Source organism: Nocardia sp. NPDC004278 (assembly GCF_053602975.1).
This window is the reverse complement of record NZ_JBSGEQ010000029.1, coordinates 84,663-106,176: the sequence shown is the minus strand read 5'-3', so window position 1 is coordinate 106,176 and position 21,514 is coordinate 84,663. Positions and strand designations below refer to the sequence as shown.

At 66.2% G+C, this 21,514-nt stretch carries 24 protein-coding genes; 15 read left to right on the top strand and 9 right to left on the bottom strand.

From position 1 onward, the window contains the following. Nucleotides 1–51: 51 nt before the first annotated feature. Nucleotides 52–984, bottom strand: a complete 933-nt coding sequence (locus ACWEO2_RS33695; RefSeq protein ID WP_452409036.1) for an NADP-dependent oxidoreductase — start codon at nucleotides 982–984, stop codon at nucleotides 52–54. 83 nt (nucleotides 985–1,067) lie between these two features. Here ACWEO2_RS33695 and ACWEO2_RS33690 point away from each other — a divergent pair, with 83 nt between their 5' ends. From ACWEO2_RS33690 to ACWEO2_RS33675, 4 genes are all read left to right on the top strand, one after another. Then, nucleotides 1,068–1,637, top strand: coding sequence for a TetR/AcrR family transcriptional regulator (locus ACWEO2_RS33690; protein ID WP_452409035.1), 570 nt, complete (start codon nucleotides 1,068–1,070; stop codon nucleotides 1,635–1,637). Between the two features lie 178 nt (nucleotides 1,638–1,815). Next, nucleotides 1,816–2,112: a hypothetical protein gene (locus ACWEO2_RS33685; protein ID WP_452409034.1), complete on the top strand. Its 297-nt coding sequence runs from the start codon at nucleotides 1,816–1,818 to the stop codon at nucleotides 2,110–2,112. Nucleotides 2,113–2,148: 36 nt separating this feature from the next. Then, nucleotides 2,149–2,784, top strand: a complete 636-nt coding sequence (locus tag ACWEO2_RS33680; RefSeq protein WP_452409033.1) for a LysE family translocator — start codon at nucleotides 2,149–2,151, stop codon at nucleotides 2,782–2,784. Then, on the top strand, nucleotides 2,682–2,981 hold the full coding sequence (locus ACWEO2_RS33675) for a pentapeptide repeat-containing protein (protein ID WP_452409052.1): 300 nt from the start codon (nucleotides 2,682–2,684) through the stop codon (nucleotides 2,979–2,981). The genes ACWEO2_RS33680 and ACWEO2_RS33675 overlap by 103 nt, the downstream gene beginning before the upstream one ends. A gap of 71 nt (nucleotides 2,982–3,052) precedes the next feature. On the opposite strand, the gene ACWEO2_RS33670 is transcribed toward ACWEO2_RS33675, so the two are convergent. The 3 genes from ACWEO2_RS33670 to ACWEO2_RS33660 all read right to left on the bottom strand — a co-directional run bounded on the left by ACWEO2_RS33670 (nucleotide 3,053) and on the right by ACWEO2_RS33660 (nucleotide 6,129). Beyond that, the gene (locus tag ACWEO2_RS33670; protein ID WP_452409032.1) at nucleotides 3,053–3,595 is read right to left on the bottom strand and encodes a hypothetical protein; all 543 of its coding nucleotides are present in this window, start codon (nucleotides 3,593–3,595) and stop codon (nucleotides 3,053–3,055) included. Between the two features lie 120 nt (nucleotides 3,596–3,715). Next, a complete protein-coding gene (locus ACWEO2_RS33665; protein WP_452409031.1) occupies nucleotides 3,716–4,390 on the bottom strand; it encodes a response regulator in 675 nt (224 codons plus the stop codon). Continuing rightward, the gene (locus tag ACWEO2_RS33660) at nucleotides 4,372–6,129 is read right to left on the bottom strand and encodes an ATP-binding protein (protein WP_452409030.1); all 1,758 of its coding nucleotides are present in this window, start codon (nucleotides 6,127–6,129) and stop codon (nucleotides 4,372–4,374) included. The genes ACWEO2_RS33665 and ACWEO2_RS33660 overlap by 19 nt, the downstream gene beginning before the upstream one ends. A gap of 146 nt (nucleotides 6,130–6,275) precedes the next feature. Here ACWEO2_RS33660 and ACWEO2_RS33655 point away from each other — a divergent pair, with 146 nt between their 5' ends. From ACWEO2_RS33655 to ACWEO2_RS33645, 3 genes are read left to right on the top strand one after another with little or no spacing between them, the layout of a single operon-like run. Next, nucleotides 6,276–7,082, top strand: a complete 807-nt coding sequence (locus ACWEO2_RS33655) for an ABC transporter ATP-binding protein (RefSeq protein WP_354958707.1) — start codon at nucleotides 6,276–6,278, stop codon at nucleotides 7,080–7,082. Further along, the gene (locus ACWEO2_RS33650; protein ID WP_354958708.1) at nucleotides 7,072–7,959 is read left to right on the top strand and encodes an ABC transporter permease; all 888 of its coding nucleotides are present in this window, start codon (nucleotides 7,072–7,074) and stop codon (nucleotides 7,957–7,959) included. The genes ACWEO2_RS33655 and ACWEO2_RS33650 overlap by 11 nt, the downstream gene beginning before the upstream one ends. Next, nucleotides 7,920–9,014: an ABC transporter substrate-binding protein gene (locus ACWEO2_RS33645; protein ID WP_452409029.1), complete on the top strand. Its 1,095-nt coding sequence runs from the start codon at nucleotides 7,920–7,922 to the stop codon at nucleotides 9,012–9,014. The genes ACWEO2_RS33650 and ACWEO2_RS33645 overlap by 40 nt, the downstream gene beginning before the upstream one ends. A gap of 60 nt (nucleotides 9,015–9,074) precedes the next feature. Here the strand turns inward: ACWEO2_RS33645 and ACWEO2_RS33640 are convergent, their stop codons facing one another. Beyond that, nucleotides 9,075–9,833, bottom strand: coding sequence for a siderophore-interacting protein (locus ACWEO2_RS33640; protein WP_452409028.1), 759 nt, complete (start codon nucleotides 9,831–9,833; stop codon nucleotides 9,075–9,077). Nucleotides 9,834–10,250: 417 nt separating this feature from the next. On the opposite strand from ACWEO2_RS33640, the gene ACWEO2_RS33635 reads away from it, so the two are divergent. Both ACWEO2_RS33635 and ACWEO2_RS33630 read left to right on the top strand, forming a co-directional pair. Beyond that, nucleotides 10,251–11,681: an amino acid permease gene (locus tag ACWEO2_RS33635; RefSeq protein WP_452409027.1), complete on the top strand. Its 1,431-nt coding sequence runs from the start codon at nucleotides 10,251–10,253 to the stop codon at nucleotides 11,679–11,681. A gap of 29 nt (nucleotides 11,682–11,710) precedes the next feature. Next, a complete protein-coding gene (locus ACWEO2_RS33630; RefSeq protein ID WP_452409026.1) occupies nucleotides 11,711–12,733 on the top strand; it encodes an FAD-dependent oxidoreductase in 1,023 nt (340 codons plus the stop codon). A 209-nt stretch (nucleotides 12,734–12,942) separates the two neighbouring features. On the opposite strand, the gene ACWEO2_RS33625 is transcribed toward ACWEO2_RS33630, so the two are convergent. After that, nucleotides 12,943–13,635 (bottom strand): helix-turn-helix transcriptional regulator, encoded by a 693-nt coding sequence (locus ACWEO2_RS33625; RefSeq protein ID WP_452409025.1) that lies wholly within the window; start codon nucleotides 13,633–13,635, stop codon nucleotides 12,943–12,945. A 127-nt stretch (nucleotides 13,636–13,762) separates the two neighbouring features. On the opposite strand from ACWEO2_RS33625, the gene ACWEO2_RS33620 reads away from it, so the two are divergent. From ACWEO2_RS33620 to ACWEO2_RS33610, 3 genes are all read left to right on the top strand, one after another. Further along, nucleotides 13,763–14,275: a DUF2231 domain-containing protein gene (locus tag ACWEO2_RS33620; protein WP_452409024.1), complete on the top strand. Its 513-nt coding sequence runs from the start codon at nucleotides 13,763–13,765 to the stop codon at nucleotides 14,273–14,275. 27 nt (nucleotides 14,276–14,302) lie between these two features. After that, nucleotides 14,303–14,719 (top strand): hypothetical protein, encoded by a 417-nt coding sequence (locus tag ACWEO2_RS33615; protein ID WP_452409023.1) that lies wholly within the window; start codon nucleotides 14,303–14,305, stop codon nucleotides 14,717–14,719. 295 nt (nucleotides 14,720–15,014) lie between these two features. After that, on the top strand, nucleotides 15,015–15,668 hold the full coding sequence (locus ACWEO2_RS33610) for a class I SAM-dependent methyltransferase (protein ID WP_452409022.1): 654 nt from the start codon (nucleotides 15,015–15,017) through the stop codon (nucleotides 15,666–15,668). Here ACWEO2_RS33610 and ACWEO2_RS33605 read toward each other — a convergent pair. After that, nucleotides 15,607–17,007, bottom strand: a complete 1,401-nt coding sequence (locus tag ACWEO2_RS33605) for a flavin monoamine oxidase family protein (protein ID WP_452409021.1) — start codon at nucleotides 17,005–17,007, stop codon at nucleotides 15,607–15,609. The genes ACWEO2_RS33610 and ACWEO2_RS33605 overlap by 62 nt on opposite strands. A 179-nt stretch (nucleotides 17,008–17,186) precedes the next feature. Here ACWEO2_RS33605 and ACWEO2_RS33600 point away from each other — a divergent pair, with 179 nt between their 5' ends. Together ACWEO2_RS33600 and ACWEO2_RS33595 are read left to right on the top strand one after the other, a co-directional pair. After that, nucleotides 17,187–17,396, top strand: a complete 210-nt coding sequence (locus ACWEO2_RS33600; protein ID WP_452409020.1) for a hypothetical protein — start codon at nucleotides 17,187–17,189, stop codon at nucleotides 17,394–17,396. Next, nucleotides 17,393–18,151, top strand: a complete 759-nt coding sequence (locus ACWEO2_RS33595) for a hypothetical protein (RefSeq protein WP_452409019.1) — start codon at nucleotides 17,393–17,395, stop codon at nucleotides 18,149–18,151. The genes ACWEO2_RS33600 and ACWEO2_RS33595 overlap by 4 nt, the downstream gene beginning before the upstream one ends. Nucleotides 18,152–18,216: 65 nt before the next feature. Here ACWEO2_RS33595 and ACWEO2_RS33590 read toward each other — a convergent pair whose 3' ends face one another. After that, nucleotides 18,217–19,629, bottom strand: coding sequence for an MDR family MFS transporter (locus tag ACWEO2_RS33590; protein ID WP_452409018.1), 1,413 nt, complete (start codon nucleotides 19,627–19,629; stop codon nucleotides 18,217–18,219). Between the two features lie 637 nt (nucleotides 19,630–20,266). Between ACWEO2_RS33590 and ACWEO2_RS33585 the strand changes: the two genes are divergently transcribed. Continuing rightward, nucleotides 20,267–20,587 (top strand): hypothetical protein, encoded by a 321-nt coding sequence (locus ACWEO2_RS33585; protein ID WP_452409017.1) that lies wholly within the window; start codon nucleotides 20,267–20,269, stop codon nucleotides 20,585–20,587. Nucleotides 20,588–20,735: 148 nt separating this feature from the next. Here ACWEO2_RS33585 and ACWEO2_RS33580 read toward each other — a convergent pair whose 3' ends face one another. Further along, nucleotides 20,736–21,497, bottom strand: coding sequence for an LGFP repeat-containing protein (locus tag ACWEO2_RS33580; RefSeq protein ID WP_452409016.1), 762 nt, complete (start codon nucleotides 21,495–21,497; stop codon nucleotides 20,736–20,738). Nucleotides 21,498–21,514: the final 17 nt, after the last annotated feature.

The following is a 21,514-nucleotide window of genomic DNA, read 5'->3' as shown; positions in this document are numbered from 1 at the left end:
TGATGGTTGTCGTCCCGGCGGTTCGGCTCCGACCGGACGGTGGAGGCGGGGTCATAGCGTGATCACGATCTTGCCGTGGACGTGGCGTTCGGCTTGCTGTGTCACGGCGTCGCGGATCTTCTCGATCGGGAAGGTCGCGGCGATCGGCACGGTGATCTTGCCGGCGAGGATCGCGCCGGTGATCCACGCCATGGCGTCCGGGTCCGCGTCGAAACCGCCGGTCGCGCGCACACCGCCGGGAGGATTGGGACCCGCGGCGACCGTGGAGATCCGCTCGGGCGGAACACCCAGTGCGAGAGCGGTTTCGGCCGTTTCGGTGCCGAACAGGTCAGTGGCTGCGCTCACGCCGTCGGGAGCCAGGGCGCGTACCCGGTCCGCCAGTCCGGGGCCGTAGGTCACGGGCTCGGCGCCGAATCCACGCAGGAACTCGAACGTGCCCTGCGAGGCCGTCCCGAGCACTCGGGCGCCGGTGAGCTTCGCGAGCTGCACGGCGAAAACACCCACACCTCCCGCGGCGCCGCCGATCAGCACGGTGTCGCCGGATCGCAGGTCGATCGCCGCCAACGCGGCGGCCGCGGTCATGCCGGCCACCGGAAGCGTGGCCGCCACCTCGTCGCTGATGCTCTCCGGCGTATGCCAGAGCAGCGCCTCGGCTGTCCCGGCGTTCGTATCGGCCACTACGAAATCGGCGACGGCCCTACCCAGCGCGCCGCCGTAGACACGGTCGCCCACAGCGAAACCTGTTGCTTCGCTGCCGACTTCGTCCACCACGCCCGCGAAGTCGAAACCGAAGCCGGACGGCACGGTGATGCCGAACTGCGCCGCCGCCTCGGGCTGCGCGGCGATACCCCAGTCCATGGGATTCAGACCGGCGGCCGTGACGCGGACGCGGACCTCGCCCGGTCCGGCATGTGGCTCGGGAACCTCCCGCAGCTCCAGCACCTCGGGACCTCCGAACGTCTCGTAGATGACGGCTCGGCTCATGGGGACCTCCAAAAAGCAGTAACGGGACTTGGTCCCATCACTGTACACCCAGCGACGGGACTAAGTCCCGTACTATGTTTGTCATGGCTCGCTGGCAACCCAACGCATCACAGCGGCTCGTCGGCGCTGCCCTCGAGCTGTTCGAGGAGCGGGGCTACGAGAACACGACGGTGATCGAGATCGCGGAGCGCGCCGGGCTCACGAAGAGCACCTTCTTCCGGCACTTCCCGGACAAACGGGAGGTCCTCTTCGGCGGGGGTGCGATGACCGGACTACTGGTCGACGGGATCGCCGCGGCGCCGGCCGGGGCCGGACCGCTCGAAGCGGTGGCGCACGCGCTGGAGGTGATCGGGCGCGAAGCCTTCACACCCGATCGCCGCGAGTTCAGTGCTCGGCGGCGGGCAGTGCTGGCCGCCAATCCTGAACTGCGAGAACGCGAGGCATTGAAGGAGCTCGGTCTCACCGCGGCGATGGTCGACGCGCTCGAGCGCCGCGGCGTTCCCGGCCTGACCGCGCGCGTGGCCGCCGAACTGGGCGCGCTCGCCTGGAAGCTCGCCTACGAGCGCTGGAGCAACCCGACCAACGGCGACAACTTCGGTGAACTCGCGCGGCGAACACTCGCCGAAGTGCAAGCGGTCAGCGCCTTGTGCTGACCGCAGACACGCACAACCGCACTTTCGGGCAGTTGCCGCTGTTGGCGTGAGTCCGGCTCATGCAAACTCACCTGGAATGTCCGCTATCCGTATGTCCGGTCAAGGCTCAGGCCAAGGCGCGGCTGGTCGAGGGTGGAAAGATGGTGCCCGCCAACGTTCCCCACTTCGGGATATGACCATGACCGATAACGAGATTCGAGATATTGAGATTCGGGTCCTGCGAGACGTCATCGATGCCGTGGACGCGCGGTTGGGTGAGCTGCAGTCCAGCGGATCCAAAATCACGGCATCCCGCAGCACCGTCCACGCGCGCGTCCTCTATGCGGTGATCGCCAGTGCCCGCCAAACCGGCCACTACGGTGCCGGAATGCTCGCCAAAGCCCCACTACTGGATGTGATCCTGACCGGTGCTGAGGGAACCGATTGGGACAAAGCGGTTTTCGCTGTCCTGATGGACCTTCCGACCCACAATTGACGATATGTGCGCGCGGGTAGAGGTAGGCTCAGATGAATGGTGCCCACCTCTCACCTGGCCGCCTTCGTCCTCGCGGCGCTGATCATTATCGTGATTCCCGGTCCGAATGTGCTTTTCGCGATCGGGCGGGCCTTGGCGCACGGCCGCCGCACCGCATTGTTGTCGGTGCTGGGGGTCACGGTGGGGGCGGCGGTGCCATTGGTCGGCGTGGCGATGGGCCTGGGTGTGGTGCTCGCGGCATCGGCAGTTCTGCTGACGATCGTCAAGATTATCGGCGCGGGCTATCTGATCTACCTGGGCGTCATGGCGATTCGCGAACGGAAGAGTCTGCGCGCGGCGCTGCATTCGGAGACCCCGGACACCGATACACGCCGCATGTTCCGCCAAGGCGTTGTCGTGGGCGCGACGAATCCGAAGACGATCATCTTCTTCGCCGCCGTACTGCCCCAGTTCGCCGAACCGTCAGCGGGCCCACTGCCATTGCAGCTACTGGCCCTCGGCGCGATAGCCCTCGGCATCCAAATCCTCTCGGACGGAACCTGGGCCATGCTGGCGGGCACCGCCCGAGCCTGGTTCGTCCGCTCACCCCGCCGCCTCGAATCCGTTGGCGCCACCGGTGGTCTGATGATCATCGGAGTCGGCGCAACCGTGGCTCTGACCGGCACCAACTGAATCGATCCGCATCGCGAATCCGCACCAGCAGGACTGGTTGGACGCCCACAGAACGCAGCGCTTACGCGAGCCACGCGAACCTGGTCGGTGCGAACCTCACCTCGGCCGATCTCGCCGGGGCAGACCTGCTCGGGGTTGCCTACGACGCGCACACGCAGTGGCCGGACGGCTACACGCCACCACCGTCGGCAAGGTGACCGGGTCCACACTCGGGATATCGAAAGGGCATGTGCGGTAGTTCATTACAGCCCGGAGCGGGCGGGCGTGACTATGTGCGGTTGGTGGTGTTCCAGAAGCCGATCCAGAGTGCGCCCCACCAGCAGGCCTGGGAGATCAGCAGGGTGAGTGTGCCTCGGGTGATGAGGGTGCGGTCGAGGACGCCGCCTCGGGCGGCGATGCGGTCGGTGAAGGCGGATGCCTGGAGGCCGTTCAGGGTCAGGACAACGACCAGGGCCATTTTGGTTTGCGTGGTGTGGTTGGCGATATTCGGTTCCAACAGCACCCCGCTGGCGACCAGGCCGACGACGCCGAGCCAGATCGGCAGCTGCAGGCGATCGGCGACGGTCAGCATTTCCCGCAGGGGCGTGCGCCGCAGCACCCACGCTAGCGCGAAGTAGTCCACGGCGAGCACCGCGCCGAAACCGAGGACCAGCGACGCGAGATGGATGAGCAAAGCCGCGTGATGCAGTGCTGGCGCGCAATGCAATCGGGTCGACAACCAGATCGCCGTGCCGAGCGCGACGCAGGTCGCCAATGTCCGGACCGCCGAACCACGCCGGGTCTGCCCGCCTGCATCTGTCACAGCCGTCATCGGCGCTGCCTGAAATCACGGCCCCGCATTTGTCGATCCCTCACTCACACACGTCGCCTACCAGATTAAGGTTAGGCAGGCCTAATGATACTGTGTCCGATTTCGGGCGAGATCAACAGGCTATCGACGCGGCGCGGCGGTGTACTCCTGTTCCGGACGCCCGGTGGTGCCGTAGCGCAGGCGCATCTGAACGCTGCCCGCGGCGACGAGGGTGGCCAGGTAGCGCTGGGCGGTGGCGCGCGAAATGCCGATGGCGGTGGCCACCTCGGCGGCCGAGAGGGGTGCGGTCGCTTCGAGAATGGTATGTAGGACAAGGTCTTTGGTCGGCGACGCGATAGCAGTAGCGGGGGCGACGGGCGCCGAGGTCGGGCGCAGTGCCTGAAGGGCGGCTTCGACGCCCGCGTTATCGATCTGCGGTGCGGCCAGCGTGCGGCGGTAGCGGGCATATCCGGCCAGGCGGGCGGCGAGCATCGTGTGCGGAAAGGGTTTGACGAGGTAGGCGAGCGCACCAGCGGCGAATGCCGCGCGGACCGTGGCGCTTTCGGTGGCCGCGGACAGCACCATCGCATCGCAGTGCAGTTCGCGTACGAAGTCGACGCCGGAACCGTCGGGCAGGTAGACATCGACAAGCGCCAGGTCGATTGCGGTGGTGGCGTTGATTTCCCGCGCGCCGGCGAGGGTATTCGCGGTGCCCCCGACCGTGAACCCCGCGATGGATTCGACGATTCCGGCATGCAGGTTGGCCACGCGGAAGTCATCATCGACGACCAGCACGGTCAGATCTGTTGCGGCCATGGCATCTCGCTGTCTACCAGTACTCCGGGGATTCGGGCGATGAATTCGGCGCCGGTCAGCGGGGGTGATCCGCTGCGCGCACTGGCGAGGCGCACATCGCCGCCGTGCGCACGAGCGATCTGGCGGATCAGCGCGAGGCCGACACCGCGTCCGCCCGGCACGCCATGGTCCTCGCGGGTCGAGGCGCCCTCGGTGAACAGTGTGTCGATCATCTCCGGCGCGACACCGTCACCGCTGTCCGCGACCGCGATGTGCAGCGTCGAATCCTCCTGCACCAGTTCGACTTCCACCTGCTTAGTGGGGTTTTCGGCAACCCGCGCGGCCTCGATGGCATTGTCGAGCAGATTGCCGAGCACCGTGGTGACATCGACGGGTTCGGCGAGATTGCCGTCCACCCAGGTATTGGGGCCGAGTACGAGTTCGACGCCGCTCTCGCGCGAATGCGCCGCCTTCGCCGCGAGGAATGCCTGCAGATACGCATCGTGGATCGCATCGATACCGGGCGTCGCCGCGCCGAGCGGTCCGGCGCCGATCAGCTCATCGATGACGTGTGACGCCTCCTCCGTGCGTCCGCTGTGCAGCAGCCCGCTGAGCAGATGCATCTTGTTGGAGAATTCGTGGCGCTGGGCGCGCAGCACCGTACTCATCGACTGCACCGCATCGAGTTGGCGGGTCAGCGCCTCGACATCGGTGCGATCGCGCACGGTGAGCACCGCGCCGAGATCGCGGCCTTCGCGGGTGACCGGACGGGCCGCGACCACCACGATATGCGAGCCGATGGTGGCCGGTGTCGGTTGTTCGTCGAGCGCACGGAAAACCTCCAGCACCCGTGGCGTCAAACCGATCTCGTCGACCGGTCGGCCGATATCGGCACTGATCCCGAGCAGACGCCGCGCCTCGTCATTGACAAACGTTGTGCGCCAAGCAGAATCGACGGCGAGCACACCACGGCCGATGCCGTGCAACACCGCCGCCTGACCCTGGACCAGACCGGCCAGTTCGGCGGGTTCGAGCCCGAGCGTCAACCCGCCCCAGCGTCGCGCCAGCAGCGCCGACCCGGCGATGCCGACCAGCAGCGCCGCGGCGATCAGGAACGCGGCGGTGCGCAGATCCGAGAGCAACTGCCCGCGAATGGCGGTCGTGGAGATGCCGACACTCACCGCGCCGACTATATGATTCGAATCAGGCTGTACGACAGGAACTTTCGCGCGCACCGATGGGCCGAGGGTGCCGCGCTCCTCGCTGATCACCTCCCGGCCCGCGAGCGCCTCGGACGGATCGGTGCTCACATGCTCGGTCAGCCGCGCCTGGTCCGGATGCGCGAGCCGGATTCCGGCATCATCGGTGATCACCACGAACAGCGCGCCGGTCCGGTCCGTCGTATCGATCGCGATCCGCTCCAACGGCCCGGCGGCGAGCTGATCGTGCTGCTCGGGCGTCACCGTGCCGGGTGCGTAATGGGCGACCTCCCCGCGCACCACCGGATCGGCCGCGATGGTCCGCGCGACGGCCAGCGCACGCTGCCCGTACTGGTCATTGAGCCGCCGATCGCTGACATAGCCGAAGACCGCGAACGCGACGCCGAGGGTCAGCGTAACGATCACGATCTGGAGCAACAGCACCTGGGTGCGCAACCGGAAGGGCCTGCCCGTGCGTCGCTCGCGCTCGGCCCCGGCACCCGCGCGGCGCTGATTCGCGCGCTGCGTTCCATCCGGCCGCCCGGTGCCTGCTCTGGCCATTTCCGCAGCATAAACCACTCGGATAGTGGTGAGCAGAATGCGCACAACCTTCGAATCGGCGCTTTGCCCATCTTGTGCGCACAACCCTCGGACTGTGACCCGGCCCACGTAGGTTCGCTCTACCTGATCCGCTAGGAGCAAGAAAAATGACCGAACCACTCATCGAGCTGCGGAGCGCGACGAAGCGCTTCCCCGGCACGGGCGGCGGCATTCACACCGCCGTGCGCAACCTCGACCTCGCGGTCCAGCCGGGCGAATTCGTCGCCGTGGTCGGCCCGACCGGCTGCGGAAAGTCGACGACGCTGTCGCTGGTCTCCGGGCTGGAACCGGCCTCGGCCGGGCGGACGCTGGTGCGCGGCAAGGATGTCCACGGCATCCCGGACGGCATCGGCTACATGTTCCAGCAGGACGCGGTGCTGCCGTGGAAGAGCGTGATCGATAACGTCGCCCTCGGCCCGCGCCTGCGCGGCAAGTCCAAGGCCGAATCGCGAGAGCAGGCTCGCGGTTGGGTGCGCAAGGTCGGTCTCGCCGGTTTCGAAAGCTACTACCCGCATCAGCTCTCCGGCGGCATGCGCAAGCGTGTCGCGCTGGCACAGACGCTGGTCAATGATCCCGAGATCCTGCTCATGGATGAGCCCTTCAGCGCGCTGGACGTGCAGACCAGACAGCTGATGCAGGACGAACTGCTGCGCGTCTGGGCGGGTACCGGCGCGGCCGTCATCTTCGTGACCCACGATCTGGAGGAGGCCATCGTGCTCGCCGACCGGGTCATCGTCATGACCGCGAGTCCGGCCACGGTCTGCGGCAACTTCCCGGTCTCGCTGGAACGTCCGCGCAATGTCGAGGAGGTCCGGCTCACCAACGAATTCCGGGACATCTACAAGGAAATCTGGGAAACGCTGCGCGATCAGGTCGAGGCAGCCCGAGGCAAGGGAGCCTCCCGTGTCGCATGATGTGCTCAACGGTGTGGCCGAGTCCGCGCCCGAGGTCGAAATCGAATCCGAGGAGCAGATTCTCGCGCGTGTGCGGACCAAGGCCCGGCGCAACCGGCTGCGCACCTGGGGCCTGCGGGCCGCGCTGGTCGCGCTGTGGCTGGGTGCCTGGGAGCTGACCGCCACGGTGTGGATCGACCCGTTCTTCTACTCCAAGCCCTCGCTGATCTGGGACCGGCTGGTCGAATGGTTCACCGAGGGAACACAATTCGGCTCGATCTGGCTGCAGATGTACACCACCGTGCAGGAAGCGGTGCTCGGTTTCGTCATCGGCGCGGTGGCCGGTGTCGTGCTCGGCACGCTGCTCGGCCGCAGCAGGTACTGGGCCGAGGTGCTCGCCCCGTTCATCAAGGCGCTCAATGCCGTTCCGCGCATCGTGCTGGCCTCGCTGTTCATCATCTGGTTCGGTCTCGGGCTCAGCTCGAAGGTCGCGACGGTCGTCGTGCTGGTGTTCTTCGCGGTATTCTTCAACGCCTTCACCGGCGCGCGCGAGGTCGATGGCAATGTCATCAATAACGCCCGAATTCTCGGTGCGAGCAAGCGTCAGGTGCTGAGCTCGATCGTGCTGCCCAGTGCGACCACCTGGATCCTGTCCAGCCTGCACACCGCCTTCGGCTTCGCGCTGATCGGTGCGGTGGTCGGTGAGTATGCCGGTGCCAGTAAGGGTTTGGGTCTGCTTATCAGCAATGCCCAAGGCACCTTCGATTCGGCGGGCATCTATGCGGGCATGATCATCATCACCGTCATCGCACTGCTCGCCGAATGGGCGATCGGTGTTGCGGAGGGCCGATTGCTGAAATGGCGTCCGTCGCAGGCGACCTCGAACCACGGGATCTGATCATGCGCTACGTCAAACATCTGGCGGTCATTGTCGGAGTCATCGCGGCACTGCTGCTGGCGACCGGCTGCCGGGATTCGCGGACCATTCCGATGGCGAACGGGCGGCCCCAGATCACCATTATGGTCGGTGGTCTGGAGAAGGTGATCTACCTGCCCGCCATGCTCACCCAGCGCCTCGGCTTCTTCGAGCAGAACGATATCGACGTCAAACTGCTCGGCGAGCAGTCCGGCGCGAGCGCCGAAACCGCGCTGCTGACCGGCGATGTGCAGGCTGTGGTCGGGTTCTACGACCACACCATCGACCTGCAGGCCAAGGAGCAGTGCCTGACCTCGGTGGTCCAGTTCGCCGATGTGCCCGGCGAGGTCGAGCTGGTCTCCAAGGCGGACTCCGGCAGCATCAAGTCGGTGGCGGATCTGCGCGGGAAGAATTTGGGCGTGACGTCACTGGGTTCCTCGACCGACTTCCTCACCCAGGCGCTCACCGGGCAGGAGGGGATGTCCACCGCTGACTACACGCGCGTGAAAGTCGGTGCGGGCCAGACCTTTATCGCGGGCATGAACCACAATGGCATCGATGCCGGGATGACCACCGACCCGACGGTCGCCACCATGGTGAACTCCGGGGAGGCGAAGATCCTGGTGGATATGCGCACCGAGGAGGGCACGCGCGCCGCACTGGGCGGGCTGTACCCGGCGTCATCGCTGTACATGCGGTGCGACACCGTCGACGCGCATCCGGATATCGTGCAGAAGATCGCGACCGCGTTCGTGCAGACGATGCGGTGGATCAAGACGCATTCGCCGCAGGAGATCGCCGACAAGATGCCGCCGCAGTACGCGAGCGGGGGCAAGGATCTCTATGTCCAGTCCATCCGCGATTCGATCGGCATGTTCAACGGCACCGGTTTGATGAAACCCGAAGGCGCCCAGAATGTGCTGAACGTACTCGGCGAGTACTCGAAGAATGTGCGGCCGGTCAAGGACCGCATCGATCTGTCGAAGACCTACACGACGAAGTTCGTGGAGGAGGCGCTACGCGCGAATCAGCAGTAGCGACACCACGGAATCCCATGGCGACCGGCGAACATCCGGTCGGCCATGGGATTTCGGTCGTTATGGGGTATCCGCGGTTTCGCGAGCCTTGAATTCGGCCTTCCACTCGCGGAAGCCCTCCTCGGTTCGGCCGCGCCGCCAGTAGCCGGAGATCGAGGCCGCCCACTCCGCCGATACGCCGCGATCGCGCCGGATATAGCGGCGCAGATTCCGCATGACGGCACTGGCCTCGCCGTGGATGAACACCTGCACCTGTCCATCGCGCCACGGTGCCGCCTGCACGGCCTCGGCCAGCACCGCACCGGGCTCCCGCTCGCCGCGATGCAGCCAGGTCAGCTCGACGCCGGTCGGCCTATCCAGTTTCAGTTCGTCCTCGGGCCCGGCCACCTCGACGAACGCCTGCCCGACCGCATCCGCGTGCATTCCCTCCAATGTGGCCGCGATGGCGGGCAGTGCCGCCTCGTCGCCCGCCAGCAGATGCCAGTCCGCATCGGCGCGCGGCGCATAGGCCCCGCCGGGTCCGAAGCAGTCGATGGTCGCACCCGGTTGCACCGAAGCGGCCCATGGTCCGGCAATGCCCTCATCGCCGTGGTAGACGAAGTCCACGGTCAGTTCGCCAGCGTCCGCATCGACCGAGCGCACGGTATAGGTGCGCAGCACGTCGATCCCGTCGCGCGGGAATATGAACTTCACATATGAATCGGTGAATTCGCTCGGCCGGAACGCCGCGAATCCCGGTCCGCCGAAATACACCCGGATCAGATGCGGTGTCAGTCGCTCCGTGCGCTGCACCGTCAGGGTGGTGCGGGGTCGTGCCAAGGTAACCTCCACTAATTGCCAATTAGGCTTGCCTTACCAACCGTACTCGGTTTGGTTCACGCTGAGGGTTACCGCAGACGAGCGAGCCGTCGATATCACGGGCGCCCCCAGGTCGCCGCCTACGAAACCCGGATCGCCGATTTTTTACGCAGAACAACAGCTGTCCCATTCCCGGACCGAACGCGTCCTGGCTCGACTGACCTGCGCCGCCAGCCTCAACGGCCGCCACCGGCTGCGGGAATCCCTCGCGAATCACGGCTTCCACCTGCACTGGAGCTCGATTTCGATAGGCACGGTATCGCCATGGATACGAACGCCGTGCGCGGCGGATTTCGGGGCGCGCGCTGGGCCGATGCGGCGGCCGGTACCGTGGCCGGTTGATCGATCTCGAGCACCACCGGAAGGACTGCACCATCGATGACAGCCTCGGACCGTCAGCTACGAGCTGATGCGGCGCCCACCGACTCGGCCGGATCCGGCGAGGAGGGTTACTCCCGCGGGCTGAGCCCACGGACCATCCAGATGATCGCGATCGGCGGTGCGATCGGCACCGGCCTGTTCTACGGTGCGGGAGGTGCGATCGAACAGGCCGGGCCCGCGCTGATCCTGGCCTACCTGGTGGCCGGCCTGGCCATTTTCGTGATCATGCGTGCGCTGGGAGAGTTGCTGAGCTACCGGCCGATCTCGGGCAGTTTCGCCGAGTACGCGCACGAATTCCTGGGGCGTTTCGCGGGGTTCGTCACCGGCTGGTCCTACTGGGCGGTGTGGGTGGCCACCTGCATGGCCGAGATCACCGTGGCCGGGAAGTATGTGCAGTACTGGTTCGATATCGAACCGTGGATGACCGCGCTGGTGGTGCTGGCGGTGATGTTCGGCGCCAATCTGATCTCGGTGCGACTGTTCGGTGAGGGCGAGTTCTGGTTCTCCACCATCAAGGTCACCGCGATCGTAGCCATGATCCTGATCGGCATCGGGGTGCTGACGATCGGCTTCGGCCATGCCGCCAACCCGACGGTCACCAATCTGTGGGCCGACGGCGGCGTATTCCCGAACGGATTCGGACAATCGCTGCTGGTGCTGCAGATCGTGCTGTTCGCGTATGTCGGTGTCGAATTGGTCGGTGTGACGGCGGGGGAGGCGCGGGAGCCGCGCAAGACCCTGCGCAAGGCGATCAACACGCTGCCGTTCCGCATCGGCCTGTTCTACGTCGGCGCGCTCGTGGTGATCATGTCGGTCGCCAGCTGGCGCAACTTCCACGCGGGCAAGAGCCCGTTCGTGGAGGTGTTCCAGCAGATCGGCATTCCGGGCGCCGCGGGCATCATCAACTTCGTGCTGCTCACTGCCGCGCTGTCGTCGTGCAATTCGGGTATCTACTCCACCGGACGGATGCTGCGCACCCTGTCACTGCACGGGGAGGCGCCCGCGCGGCTCAACAAGCTCAGTTCGCGTGCCGTGCCGTATGTCGGCATTACCGCCTCGGCGGCCGCGATGGTCATCGGCGTGCTCGTCAATGTGATCTCGCCGGAGAAGGCGTTCAACTACATCACCTCGGTCTCCACCATCGGCATCATCTTCGTCTGGGGCGTGATCCTGGTGTGCCACTTGATCTATCGCGCCAAGGTCGGCCGCGGTGAACTGCCTGCCAGCGACTATCGCCTGCCCGGCGCGCCGATCACCACCTGGCTCGCGCTGGCCTTCCTGGGATTGGTTGTGGTACTGCTGTTCTGGACCGAGAGTGGGCGCACCGCGATTATTGTCGGTGCGGTCTGGGGTGTGCTGGTCTGCGGCGGCTACGTGGTGATGACCAAACTGGGCAAAGGACGGGATATCACCGCACCTGTGGCCTAGCACCCGGCACACAGTGCTCGAGGAGGCGCATGGTTACCATCATCGGCGGCGGTATCGCGGGTACGGCATTGGCCGGAGCCCTTGCGCGCGAGGGACTTCCGGTCACCGTGTACGAGAGACGATCCGCGGTCGGAGCCGGTGCGTTTCTCACCCTCGACCGGCGGGCGCACGAGGCGTTGGGCGAGCTCGGCGTGGATCTCGGGGAGCTGTCGGCCGCCTCGCAGGAGGTGCGCGCGCTCGGTGTGCACGATGTCGCCGGGTATCGCGCGCTACCCGGCGACGGTCGGCGGCTCTACTTCCGCCCGGATCTGATGCGCGTGCTCACCGACTTCGCCAACGGCACGGCGGCGCGGTTCCACTACGACCGGCCATTGACCGATCTGGATAGCGAAAGTGGAACGCTATGGGTCGCAGGCGAATCGGTGACACCGGACGGGCCGGTGATCGCGGCGGACGGTATCGATTCACTCGTTCGTGCCCGCCTCGAACCCGATCGGCCCGCGGTCTACGCGAGTCAGGTGGTCATCTACGGCGTCACCACAGCCGCGATCGCCCTGCCCACCGAACAGTCGGTATTGCACTTCCATCGCAACGGCAACGCGCGGCCTACCGATGCGTTCGGTCACCAATGGAACGATGAGACGGCGGTGTGGTTTGCCCGGATCCGGCGTCCGCCGATTCCCGTGGCGGACACCGGCTTTCACCCGGTCGAGGGATGGGCCGACCAGATCCACGCCGCGCTCCCGGCCATTCCAGATCTGATCGATGCGTTGCTCGCGGTCACCGACACCGTGCACGTCACGAACGCGCGCGATGTGCCGCTCACCCATCCCCGCCCGCCTCGCGACGATGTAGTCCTGTGTGGCGACGCCGATCACGCGATCACACCCGCCGCGGGTGTCGGCGCCCGCGATGCCATCGAGGACGCCGCCGCCCTCTACCGGGCACTCGTCGCGGGTACCTCGGTAGCCGAGGTCATGACCACCCGCCGCCGTGACATTCTCGCCGAACGGGCGGAAGTAGCCGAAGCCTTCCAGCGGGGACGTTTCTGAATACGCGTGCGAAATCCCATGTTTGCGATCTAGCTTCGCTGCCTTCGCAGTTCAGGGCTGATTTCCGGTAGTCCGGGGATTGGCCCGACGACATCACCTCCTGCTCCGGCTCCGGCTCCGGCGGGATGCCCGCATATGCGCGTCAGCACGGTCAGCAGCATGTGCGACGGCTGGTCGTGCATGTCGCGACTGCGGATCGCCGGCGTGGTTCAGGTTGTCGCCCGCACCTCGACGCAGCATTCCCCGACCTGTGGTGCGAGGACCGCTTGCACGCTGTCGGTGCCGAGACCGGTGAGTATGCCGGAGCAGAAGGCGTGGTTGAGACCGCACACCAGATCGGGCGCCGTGGTCGCCAGCGGGTGGAAAGGGCAGTTGCGCAATCGCACGCAGGTCGGTGCTTCGCGGCTGGGTTCGAAGCCGTGCCCGGCGAGCATGTCCTGCACCAGGGTCAAAGCGCGCTCGGCTCCCAGCCGACCAGGCCGGACCCGTTCCCGCTCGGCGCCACCGAGTTCCGCGCCGCGTTGCCGCGCGACTCGCATCGCCGCCTCGCGCGCGGTTTCGTCGTTGCGCTCGCCCAGCACCGCGCCCATCAGGATCTCGGCAAGCACCTCGTACCGGCGTTCGGGAATGCTCACCCGGATATCGGCGTCGGTGGGCTCGTACACCTTCGGGGTGCGCCCGACCCGGCGAATACCGTCGGGCGCCTCGTACCGGGCACGCAGCAGTCCGGCGTCGACCAGCTTGTCCAGATGGAACGCGGCCAGCCTGCGGGAGATCCCCACCTCGGCGGCGGCCTCGTCACGAGTGACGGGCTGACGCGCTCGCCGGATGAACCAGTACATCCCGCGCCGCAGCTCGTCATCGAGAACCGCGACGGCACCGATCGTCGCTTCGTTGGTCACTCGACCACAATAACGTCTACCAGATCAGGTGCAAATACATACAACTGTCGCTGAACTGCGGTGGGTTGACCTTCGTGATAATTACGCCAATAATTTTTGGCATTACTCGACCAGTGTGGAGAGTGTGATGAGCAGCGAGCGACAACAGGCCAAGCAGCCGGTGAGCGCGGTGCTGGCCGGGCCGTACGGGCATCCGTTCCATCCCATCCTGGTGACGGTCCCGATCGGCGCGTGGATCGCGAGCCTGGTGTTCGACCTCGCCTCCCATGTGGTCGAGGACCCGGCATTTCTGGCCCAGGGCGCGCGGTGGCTGATCGCGATCGGAGTACTGGGCGCGTTGGCTGCGGCGTCGGTCGGCTTCCTGGATCTGCTGGGGATCCCGACCGGAACCCCCGCATTCCGCACCGGTCTGGTCCACATGAGCCTGAATTTGGCCGTGACCGCTGCCTTCGCCGCCGATTTCCTGTGGCGGCGATCCATCGACGACCGCCACAGCCCGGTGTCGGCCGGGCCATTGGCGCTGTCGGTGGTGAGCGTGGCCGTGCTGGCGGTCTCCGGCTATCTCGGCGGAAAACTGGCCTACCACTACGGCGTCCGCGTGGCCGACGAAACCACCCAGGCCGCCGGATTCCGGCACTGAACGATCTGTACTTCTGAGGAGCGCATGATGGGCATCGCGGCACTGATCACCTGGTTGTTGACCGCCGTCGGCGGGTTCGTCCTGCTCGGCACGTGGATCGCCAAGGGCGGAGCCCGGCAACCGAGTACCACCCACTTGCCACCGCCGGTGGTGTTCGGTCATTTCCTGCTCGCCGTCGCCGGGCTCGTCGTCTGGATCGTGTTTCTGGTCGTCGACTCCGACGCGCTGGCCTGGATCGCGTTCGCGCTGCTGGTGCCGGTCGCCCTGCTCGGATTCACCATGCTGGCACGATGGCTTCCGGTCTACCGCGGCCGCACCCAGGCGGCACCGGATCCGCCAGCCGAACGGCACTTTCCCGTCGCGGTCGTCGGCGGGCACGGTGTGTTCGCCGTGACCACTGTCGTGCTGGTGTTCCTGACCGCGCTCGGCGTCGGCGGGAGCTAGCCCGTACAACGCTGATGCCAAACCTCACCTCGCTGCCACGAGCACCACCGAACCGGGCACGGCCCCCGCGCCCGGCGGGGGCGGGCAATGACCAGGATTTGGTCAGGAGGTGATGAAAGTGATGATGTCACCGATGCTGATGCAAATCGTGGACATGGTGCGGAACATGTGGAACATGTTGTTCCCGCACATGCCCATGTAGTGACATCAACCGGAGCGACTGGGCAGACAACACCATGCCGATTGGGCGGAAGCTCTGTCCGGTCGGTTCGAGAGTCCGTGCGACACTTGCCCGATGGCCTTGAATCGAGATGCGGATGCCAGCAGGCTGGCCGCGGAATCACTCGCCGAGGATGACCCGACCGGCTGGTTCGAGCGGCTCTATGCGGAAGCGGCCAGCGGGGACGCCATCGTGCCATGGGATCGGGATCAGCCGAATCCGATATTGGTCGAGTGGGCCGCGCGGCGCGAATTGGACGGTGTCGGGCGGGCATTGGTGATCGGCTGCGGGTACGGCCAGGATGCGGAGTACATCGCGAGCCTCGGCTACGCGACCACCGCCTTCGATATCTCGCCGACCGCGATCGGCGAAGTGCGCCAAAGGTTTCCGGAGTCGCTGGTGAAATATGTGGTCGCCGATCTGCTGGATCCGCCTCCGGTCTGGCAGGGTGCGTTCGATCTGGTGGTCGAGGCGATAACGGTGCAGTCGATGCCGGTCTCGGTGCGCGACATCGCGATTGCCAATATTCGGCGGGCCGTGGCACCGGGCGGACAGCTGATCGTGATCTCCGGATTCCGGCCGGAGGGCGCGGAAGTGAGCGGGCCACCATGGCCGCTGACGCCTTCGGAGATCGATTCCTTTGGCGCCGATGGACTTCGGGCGGCGGCTATCGAGCTCGATCCGCAGACGCAGCGGTGGCAGGCCGAGTTTCGCCGAACAGAGCGGTGATCTCGGCCGCGGCGCGTTCGCCCGAACGAATGGCCCCGTCCATATAGCCCATCCAGATCGTCGCGGTTTCGGCTCCGGCCCAATGGATTCGGCCGACCGGCGTACGCAGGGCGGGGCCGTATTCGGTCCAGGTGTTGGGCGGAGCGAAGGCCCCGTAGCAGCCGCGGGTCCACTCGTCGGCGGACCAGTCCTTCTCGATGTAGTCGATGGGTGTGGCCGCATCCGGGCCGAAAAACCTTGTCAGGCTCGAGATCACGATATCGCGCCGCTCGGCGAGCGGGTAGCGGCCGAGCCGTCGGGCATCGCCACCTTCCAAGAAGGCGAGCAGCACACCGGGATGCCCGTCCGGCGGCGAATTGTCGAAGGTGACCTTCACCGGCCCGGTGGCGGCGGTGACCTGACCGGACAAGCCATTCGCTCGCCAGAAGGGGGTGTCGTAGACGGCCATGGTCTTGATGACCGAACCGTTCGGCATGCGCTGGGTGAGTTGGTCGCGGTCGGCGGGCAGTGCGGGGGAGTAGACAAGCCGACCTGCCAATGCCGGACTCATCGCCACAATGCCCCGGCGGGCCAGGATCCGAGTGTGGTCGCCGTGCACGATGACCGAGCCGTTGGTCTGCTCGATCGCGCGGACCGGCGTGTTCAGCAGCACCCGCTCATCCAGCTGCTCGGCCAGTGCCAGCGCGATCCGCTGGGAGCCGCCGACGATCCGGGTCTGCTGTGCGCCACCGTCGGTTTCGATCATCGGATCCACACCGCCACCGGCATTGAGGTAGGCCAGCAGATGCAGCAGCGACACATCGGCCGGATCGGCCGCCCATACCGCCTTGCAGACCATCGTGATGGCCCGCCGCGCGACATCGGAACGCAGGTTGTGGCGCATCCACGATTCGACGGTCTCGGCATCCCACCGCCCGGCCCGCGCCGCCGACCACGGCGCGTCGGCGGGCACCGCCCGTGACATCCGATCCAACCGCCGCAGTCCGATGAACGCCTCGAGCAGCGCCGGAGAGGCGATCAGCGGTATCCGACCGCGGTAGCGCCGCAGCTTGCCGCGATGCTCGAACAAGTGCCGACCGTCGGTATAGGTGGGGAAGGTCTGCAGCCCCAATTCGTCGATCAGCGCCAGCACCCGATGCTGTCCGGGACCGACCCACTGCCCACCGACCTCGACGATCTTGCCATCGCCGAGCGGATGGTTCAGTGTGCGGCCACCGACCCGGTCACGCGCCTCGACGACCACCACCTCGAGGCGATCTCGATGCAACTTCCTGGCCGCCGCCAACCCGGCCAGGCCAGCGCCGATTACCGCGACATCGACCGTGCGTTCGAGACCCATGGTGACCACCCGATCCACCCGTGACCGAGGACTCGGTCGTGTGATCCGACGTTATGACCGGCGCACCACGCCGTCAATGGCCCCGGACGCCACGCCCCGATGACTGGTCTCTTGCATTGCGACGCGAATCGTCCCACTGTGATCATGACCGCGAATGCGATACCCCTACGGAGGTAACGATGACAGAGCAGACGCTTGCGGAATTGATACCCGGTGACCTGCCCCCGGGTATCGCTGCCCTCGCCCCGCAGGTCCAAGCCGAACTCGCCCAGGTGATCGAGGACGCGCGCTGGCGCCAAGCCGGTGAACTCAGGGACGCGGCCCGCGGAATGCTGGACGTTCTGCCGCGCCTGTTGCGTGGCGTGGTGAAGAAGGCGGCCGGACTGTGACGGATCCGATGCGTTCCGTCCAATTGCTGAAACTCGCACGGACACTGGGTGTTCCGGTCGAACAACTTGCCGATCTCGTCGAGGTGCCCGATCAGGACCTGCGGGAATTCCGTCGCCAGGTCACCGATCTGTTCGTCGAGGACCAGGAGTCCGGATTGCATCGGGTTGCCCAGGCGTCCAAGGTGATTCCGCCCCCGATCGCCGCGAAGATGGTGGCACGCAGCCGCGGTGCGCTGCTCGCGGCCCGGATGTCGGCTGTGCTCGATCCCGCGCACGCGGTCGATATCGCCAAGCGGCTGCCGGTCGACTTCCTCGCCGATGTCGCCGCCCAGCTCGATCCACGCCATGCTGCGGCCATTATTGGTGGCCTACCCGAGAAGACTACTGTCGCGGTTGGCAAAGAGCTTGCCGCACACCAGGATTGGATCACCCTCGGTGAGCTCATGGCCTCGATCTCGGATACGGCGGTCCGGGCCACCGAGGCGGCCATCGACGGCGACGCACTGGTCCACGCTGCCTTTCTCGTCGATGACGTCGCGCAGCTCGAACGCGTCGTCAACCTGACCTCCCGGGAAAAACTGACCGAAATGCTACGGGCGGCAGCCGACCATGACCTGTGGTCGGAATTCCGCGGCACGCTGCGGGTTCTCTCCGATACCGCGATCGCGGCCATCCGCGCCGCCGCCGAAGAACTCCCCGCCGAACAGCGAGAGCAGGCACTGGCCGAAATCGCTGATCGCCATTCCGCTTCGTAGTGGCACCACGTACGCACCGGATGTCGGGCGCGTCGACAGAAGGGGATCGAGTTCCTGGCGGCAGATCAAGCGGGATTCGCGCCCCGTCGTGGCATCATCGCGGACGCGATCACCATGACCAACGTCATCGTGGCGACCGCGAAAAGAACCAGATGCACCGCCGAGGACAGCAGTGCCGGAGCCGGATGGTCGGTGTCGCCGACGCGCGAATTCACGATCGCGCCGAATACCGCGACACCGACCGCACTGCCCAAGGACCGGGCGAACATATTCGCCGAGGTGACCACGCCGCGCTCGGACCACTCCGCGGTGGTCTGCGCCGCGATCAGCGTGGGTGTGGAGACCAGACCCATGCCGCAGCCGATTACGAAACAGGATGCGGCGATCTGGAGCAGCGTGGAGTTCTCATCGATGAGCAGCGTGGTCGCGGCGCCGAAGGTGGCGAGCGTGCTGCCGATCAGCGCGGTCGCGCGAAATCCCACGCGCAAGTACACTTTTCCGGCCTGCGAGGCGGCCAGCGGCCACCCGAGGGTGAGCGCGCCGACGGTCAGACCCGCGATCAGTGCCCCGGTGCCGAGCACACCCTGGGTGAAAGTCGGGATATACGAGGTCAATCCGAGCAGAATCGCACCGACGAGCACCGAGACCAGACTGCTGGCGATAATGACCCGCCGCGTGAATACCCACAGCGGCAGAATCGGATTCGCAGCACGCCGCTCTACCAGCGCGAACAGCATCAACACCAGCGCGCCGCCGCCGAAGACGGCGAAACTGGTCGGCGACGACCAAGCCCACGCCTGCCCGCCCTCGAGCAAGCCGAGTATCAGCGCTCCCGCGCCGACGGTCAGCAGCGCCGCGCCAAGATAGTCGATGCGCTGTTCGCGCCGCGACGTGGTTTCGTGGAAGCTGCGCACCAGCATCCAACCGGCCAGCGCGGCCAGCGGAATATTGATCAAGAAGATCCACCGCCAGCTGACGTATTCGGCGAACACCCCGCCGAGCAGCGGTCCGACTACCGCCGAAATCGCCCACACGCTGGCCAGATAGCCCTGCACCCTGGCGCGCTCGGTCAGCGTGTACAGATCGCCCGCGATGGTCATCGTCATCGGCGTGATGGCGCCCGCGCCGATACCCTGTACGGCGCGGAAGATGATGAGCCCCAACATGCTCGTCGCCACACCGCACAGCAGTGAACCGAGCGCGAAGACCGCGATCCCGAACAGGATCACCGGCTTACGTCCGACGGTATCGGCAATCTTGCCGTACACCGGGACGGTAACCGCCTGTGTCAGTAGGTAGATCGAGAACAGCCACGGGAATTGCGCGAAACCGCCGAGATTGTCGGTGATGGTCAGCACCGCCGTGGCGATGATCGTGGAATCCAGCGCGACCAGTCCCGTCGCGAGCATCAGCGAACCAAGGATGGCGCCCCGATCCGATCGCAAACCGATAGCCGATTCCACTGCCTCGGTCGCCACCGGCGGACCCCTCTCGTTCGCTTCACTAACCAACTCGAAGCAACGTATCCCGGGCACAGCTATTCCCGCACGGAAATATTTTCGGCTGCGCTCGGCCGGGTGGTCGTGCGGGCGCGGCGAATCCAGGGTTGCCAGAGTGGCTGTTCGTGGTGATGCCACCGCGCGGTGCGGGCGTAGCCGAGGCCAAATGGTTCAGGGCACTACCGAATCGGGACGCATGGTCGCATCTGCCCGCCGTAACGAGCCTTCAACGCAGCGCGCTCCATCCGGTTCGATGTTCGCGGACACCGGCTGGCGCGGTAGTGCGCCACCGGCGATCGCCGCGCAGCCGGGTGTCCGGTGGCCGGAGCCGGCGCCGTTTGCTCGCGGAATCGCACTCCCGGTCGATCATCAGAACTACTGCTTTGATGCGTGCTACTTGTCGTGGAGTGCACTAAATCTCCAGCTAGAAGTGATGCCGAAAGTTCTCAGGTTCTTTATCTACTATTCATGTCAGTAGTTCGAGCAGAGAGGCAAAGGGGCCATGATGCGACGTGTACTTCCGGCGAGATCGACGACCGCGAGTCGTTCATCCGCACGCAGCAGGCGGTGTGGGTCGAGAACGCAGACGCTGGCGCTGTTCGTCGGCGCGGTAGCTGTGGGCACCGTGATCGGTGCGGGGGAGGCGTTCGCGGATCCGGGCGCGCGGTCGGACCATTCGAACAGTCGCAGCGGTTCGAACGGTCGTGACACCACCGGTTGGCATCACATCGATCCGTTCGGCTACCACCACACACCGCAGAATTCCTTGCGGCGCAACGAACATCAGAACAATCTGCGCGAATACCGCAGTCAACAGAACGCTGCCGAACCAGAGGCCACCGAGAACCGGCCCGCGGGCGCGGCGACGTGGACCTGGGTGCCGCGCGCCGACGGCGATGGCTGGACCGTCTGCCGCGCCCATGCGAAGACGTGCTGACGATGATGGCGATATCGACGGTGCATGAGTCATCGAAGACGAGGGCATTCACCCGGCCTGTGCTACGAGGGGAAGCTGACCTGATCCACCGAGATGACGAAATACGGTGTGGCGCAAGGGAAGCGCCACACCGCACCGGCTCGGTTGGCTAGGGCTGCCAGGTGATCCGACCGCCCTGGAAATCCTGCGCCTTGCCGCCCTCGTAGTCGTATTCCTCGCCGGTCGGGAGCCCGTAGCGCCCGGCTTCTCCGCCATTGGAGACCCACAGGTCGCGGACGGCGCCCCAGACGACATGCGCTCCGGTGCGCGCGGACCAGTAGATCGCGCCACCGGGGAACAGGTTGTAGCGCCCATTGTCCTGCTGGGTGGCCGCCTCATCGGTGAGCGGGAACCCGAGCGCGCCGCTCTCCCAGCCGTAGGCCCCCCACTTATCGCGGATCGCGCCGCCGATCTGGTGCGCGGCGGTGCCGACGGACCAATAGATGGATCCGCCTTGGAAAACGTTGTAGGCACCGGATCCCGTGGGCGTGGCTTGTTGTCGGGTGACCGGGTAGCGCAGCGCCCCGGTTTCCCAGCCGAGGTCGCGCCATTTGTCGCGGATCGCGCCACCGACCTCATTGGCGCCGGTATCGGGATGCCAGTAGATCGAGGCATTGCGCTCGAACGCCTGATATCGACCGCCATTGGCGGCATCGAGCTCCGGGGTCGTCGGATCGCCGAGCGCTCCCGGACCGCCCACCTGGTCGTATTCGACCTCGATGGCGCCGCCGACGTCGAACGGGCCGACGGGCCGCGCGGTCGCGGTGCCGAGACCGACGCTCAGCGCCAAGGCCAGCGCGGCGGTGGTCGATGTCAATGCCGCCCGCGCGTGCGATCCGACGGGTCTGTGGGTGCGAAATTGCCGTGCCAATGCAACTCCTGAGCAGG

What these genes read in the sequence shown, in the direction of transcription:
- ACWEO2_RS33600 (WP_452409020.1), top strand. Translation starts at nt 17,187, where the DNA reads ATGACAGAGCAGACGCTTGCGGAATTGATACCCGGTGACCTGCCCCCG.
- ACWEO2_RS33655 (WP_354958707.1), top strand. Translation starts at nt 6,276, where the DNA reads ATGACCGAACCACTCATCGAGCTGCGGAGCGCGACGAAGCGCTTCCCC.
- ACWEO2_RS33665 (WP_452409031.1), bottom strand. Translation starts at nt 4,390, where the DNA reads ATGGCCGCAACAGATCTGACCGTGCTGGTCGTCGATGATGACTTCCGC.
- ACWEO2_RS33615 (WP_452409023.1), top strand. Translation starts at nt 14,303, where the DNA reads ATGGGCATCGCGGCACTGATCACCTGGTTGTTGACCGCCGTCGGCGGG.
- ACWEO2_RS33660 (WP_452409030.1), bottom strand. Translation starts at nt 6,129, where the DNA reads ATGGCCAGAGCAGGCACCGGGCGGCCGGATGGAACGCAGCGCGCGAAT.
- ACWEO2_RS33685 (WP_452409034.1), top strand. Translation starts at nt 1,816, where the DNA reads ATGACCGATAACGAGATTCGAGATATTGAGATTCGGGTCCTGCGAGAC.
- ACWEO2_RS33680 (WP_452409033.1), top strand. Translation starts at nt 2,149, where the DNA reads ATGGTGCCCACCTCTCACCTGGCCGCCTTCGTCCTCGCGGCGCTGATC.
- ACWEO2_RS33670 (WP_452409032.1), bottom strand. Translation starts at nt 3,595, where the DNA reads ATGACGGCTGTGACAGATGCAGGCGGGCAGACCCGGCGTGGTTCGGCG.
- ACWEO2_RS33605 (WP_452409021.1), bottom strand. Translation starts at nt 17,007, where the DNA reads ATGGGTCTCGAACGCACGGTCGATGTCGCGGTAATCGGCGCTGGCCTG.
- ACWEO2_RS33635 (WP_452409027.1), top strand. Translation starts at nt 10,251, where the DNA reads ATGACAGCCTCGGACCGTCAGCTACGAGCTGATGCGGCGCCCACCGAC.
- ACWEO2_RS33645 (WP_452409029.1), top strand. Translation starts at nt 7,920, where the DNA reads ATGGCGTCCGTCGCAGGCGACCTCGAACCACGGGATCTGATCATGCGC.
- ACWEO2_RS33630 (WP_452409026.1), top strand. Translation starts at nt 11,711, where the DNA reads ATGGTTACCATCATCGGCGGCGGTATCGCGGGTACGGCATTGGCCGGA.
- ACWEO2_RS33695 (WP_452409036.1), bottom strand. Translation starts at nt 984, where the DNA reads ATGAGCCGAGCCGTCATCTACGAGACGTTCGGAGGTCCCGAGGTGCTG.
- ACWEO2_RS33620 (WP_452409024.1), top strand. Translation starts at nt 13,763, where the DNA reads ATGAGCAGCGAGCGACAACAGGCCAAGCAGCCGGTGAGCGCGGTGCTG.
- ACWEO2_RS33690 (WP_452409035.1), top strand. Translation starts at nt 1,068, where the DNA reads ATGGCTCGCTGGCAACCCAACGCATCACAGCGGCTCGTCGGCGCTGCC.
- ACWEO2_RS33610 (WP_452409022.1), top strand. Translation starts at nt 15,015, where the DNA reads ATGGCCTTGAATCGAGATGCGGATGCCAGCAGGCTGGCCGCGGAATCA.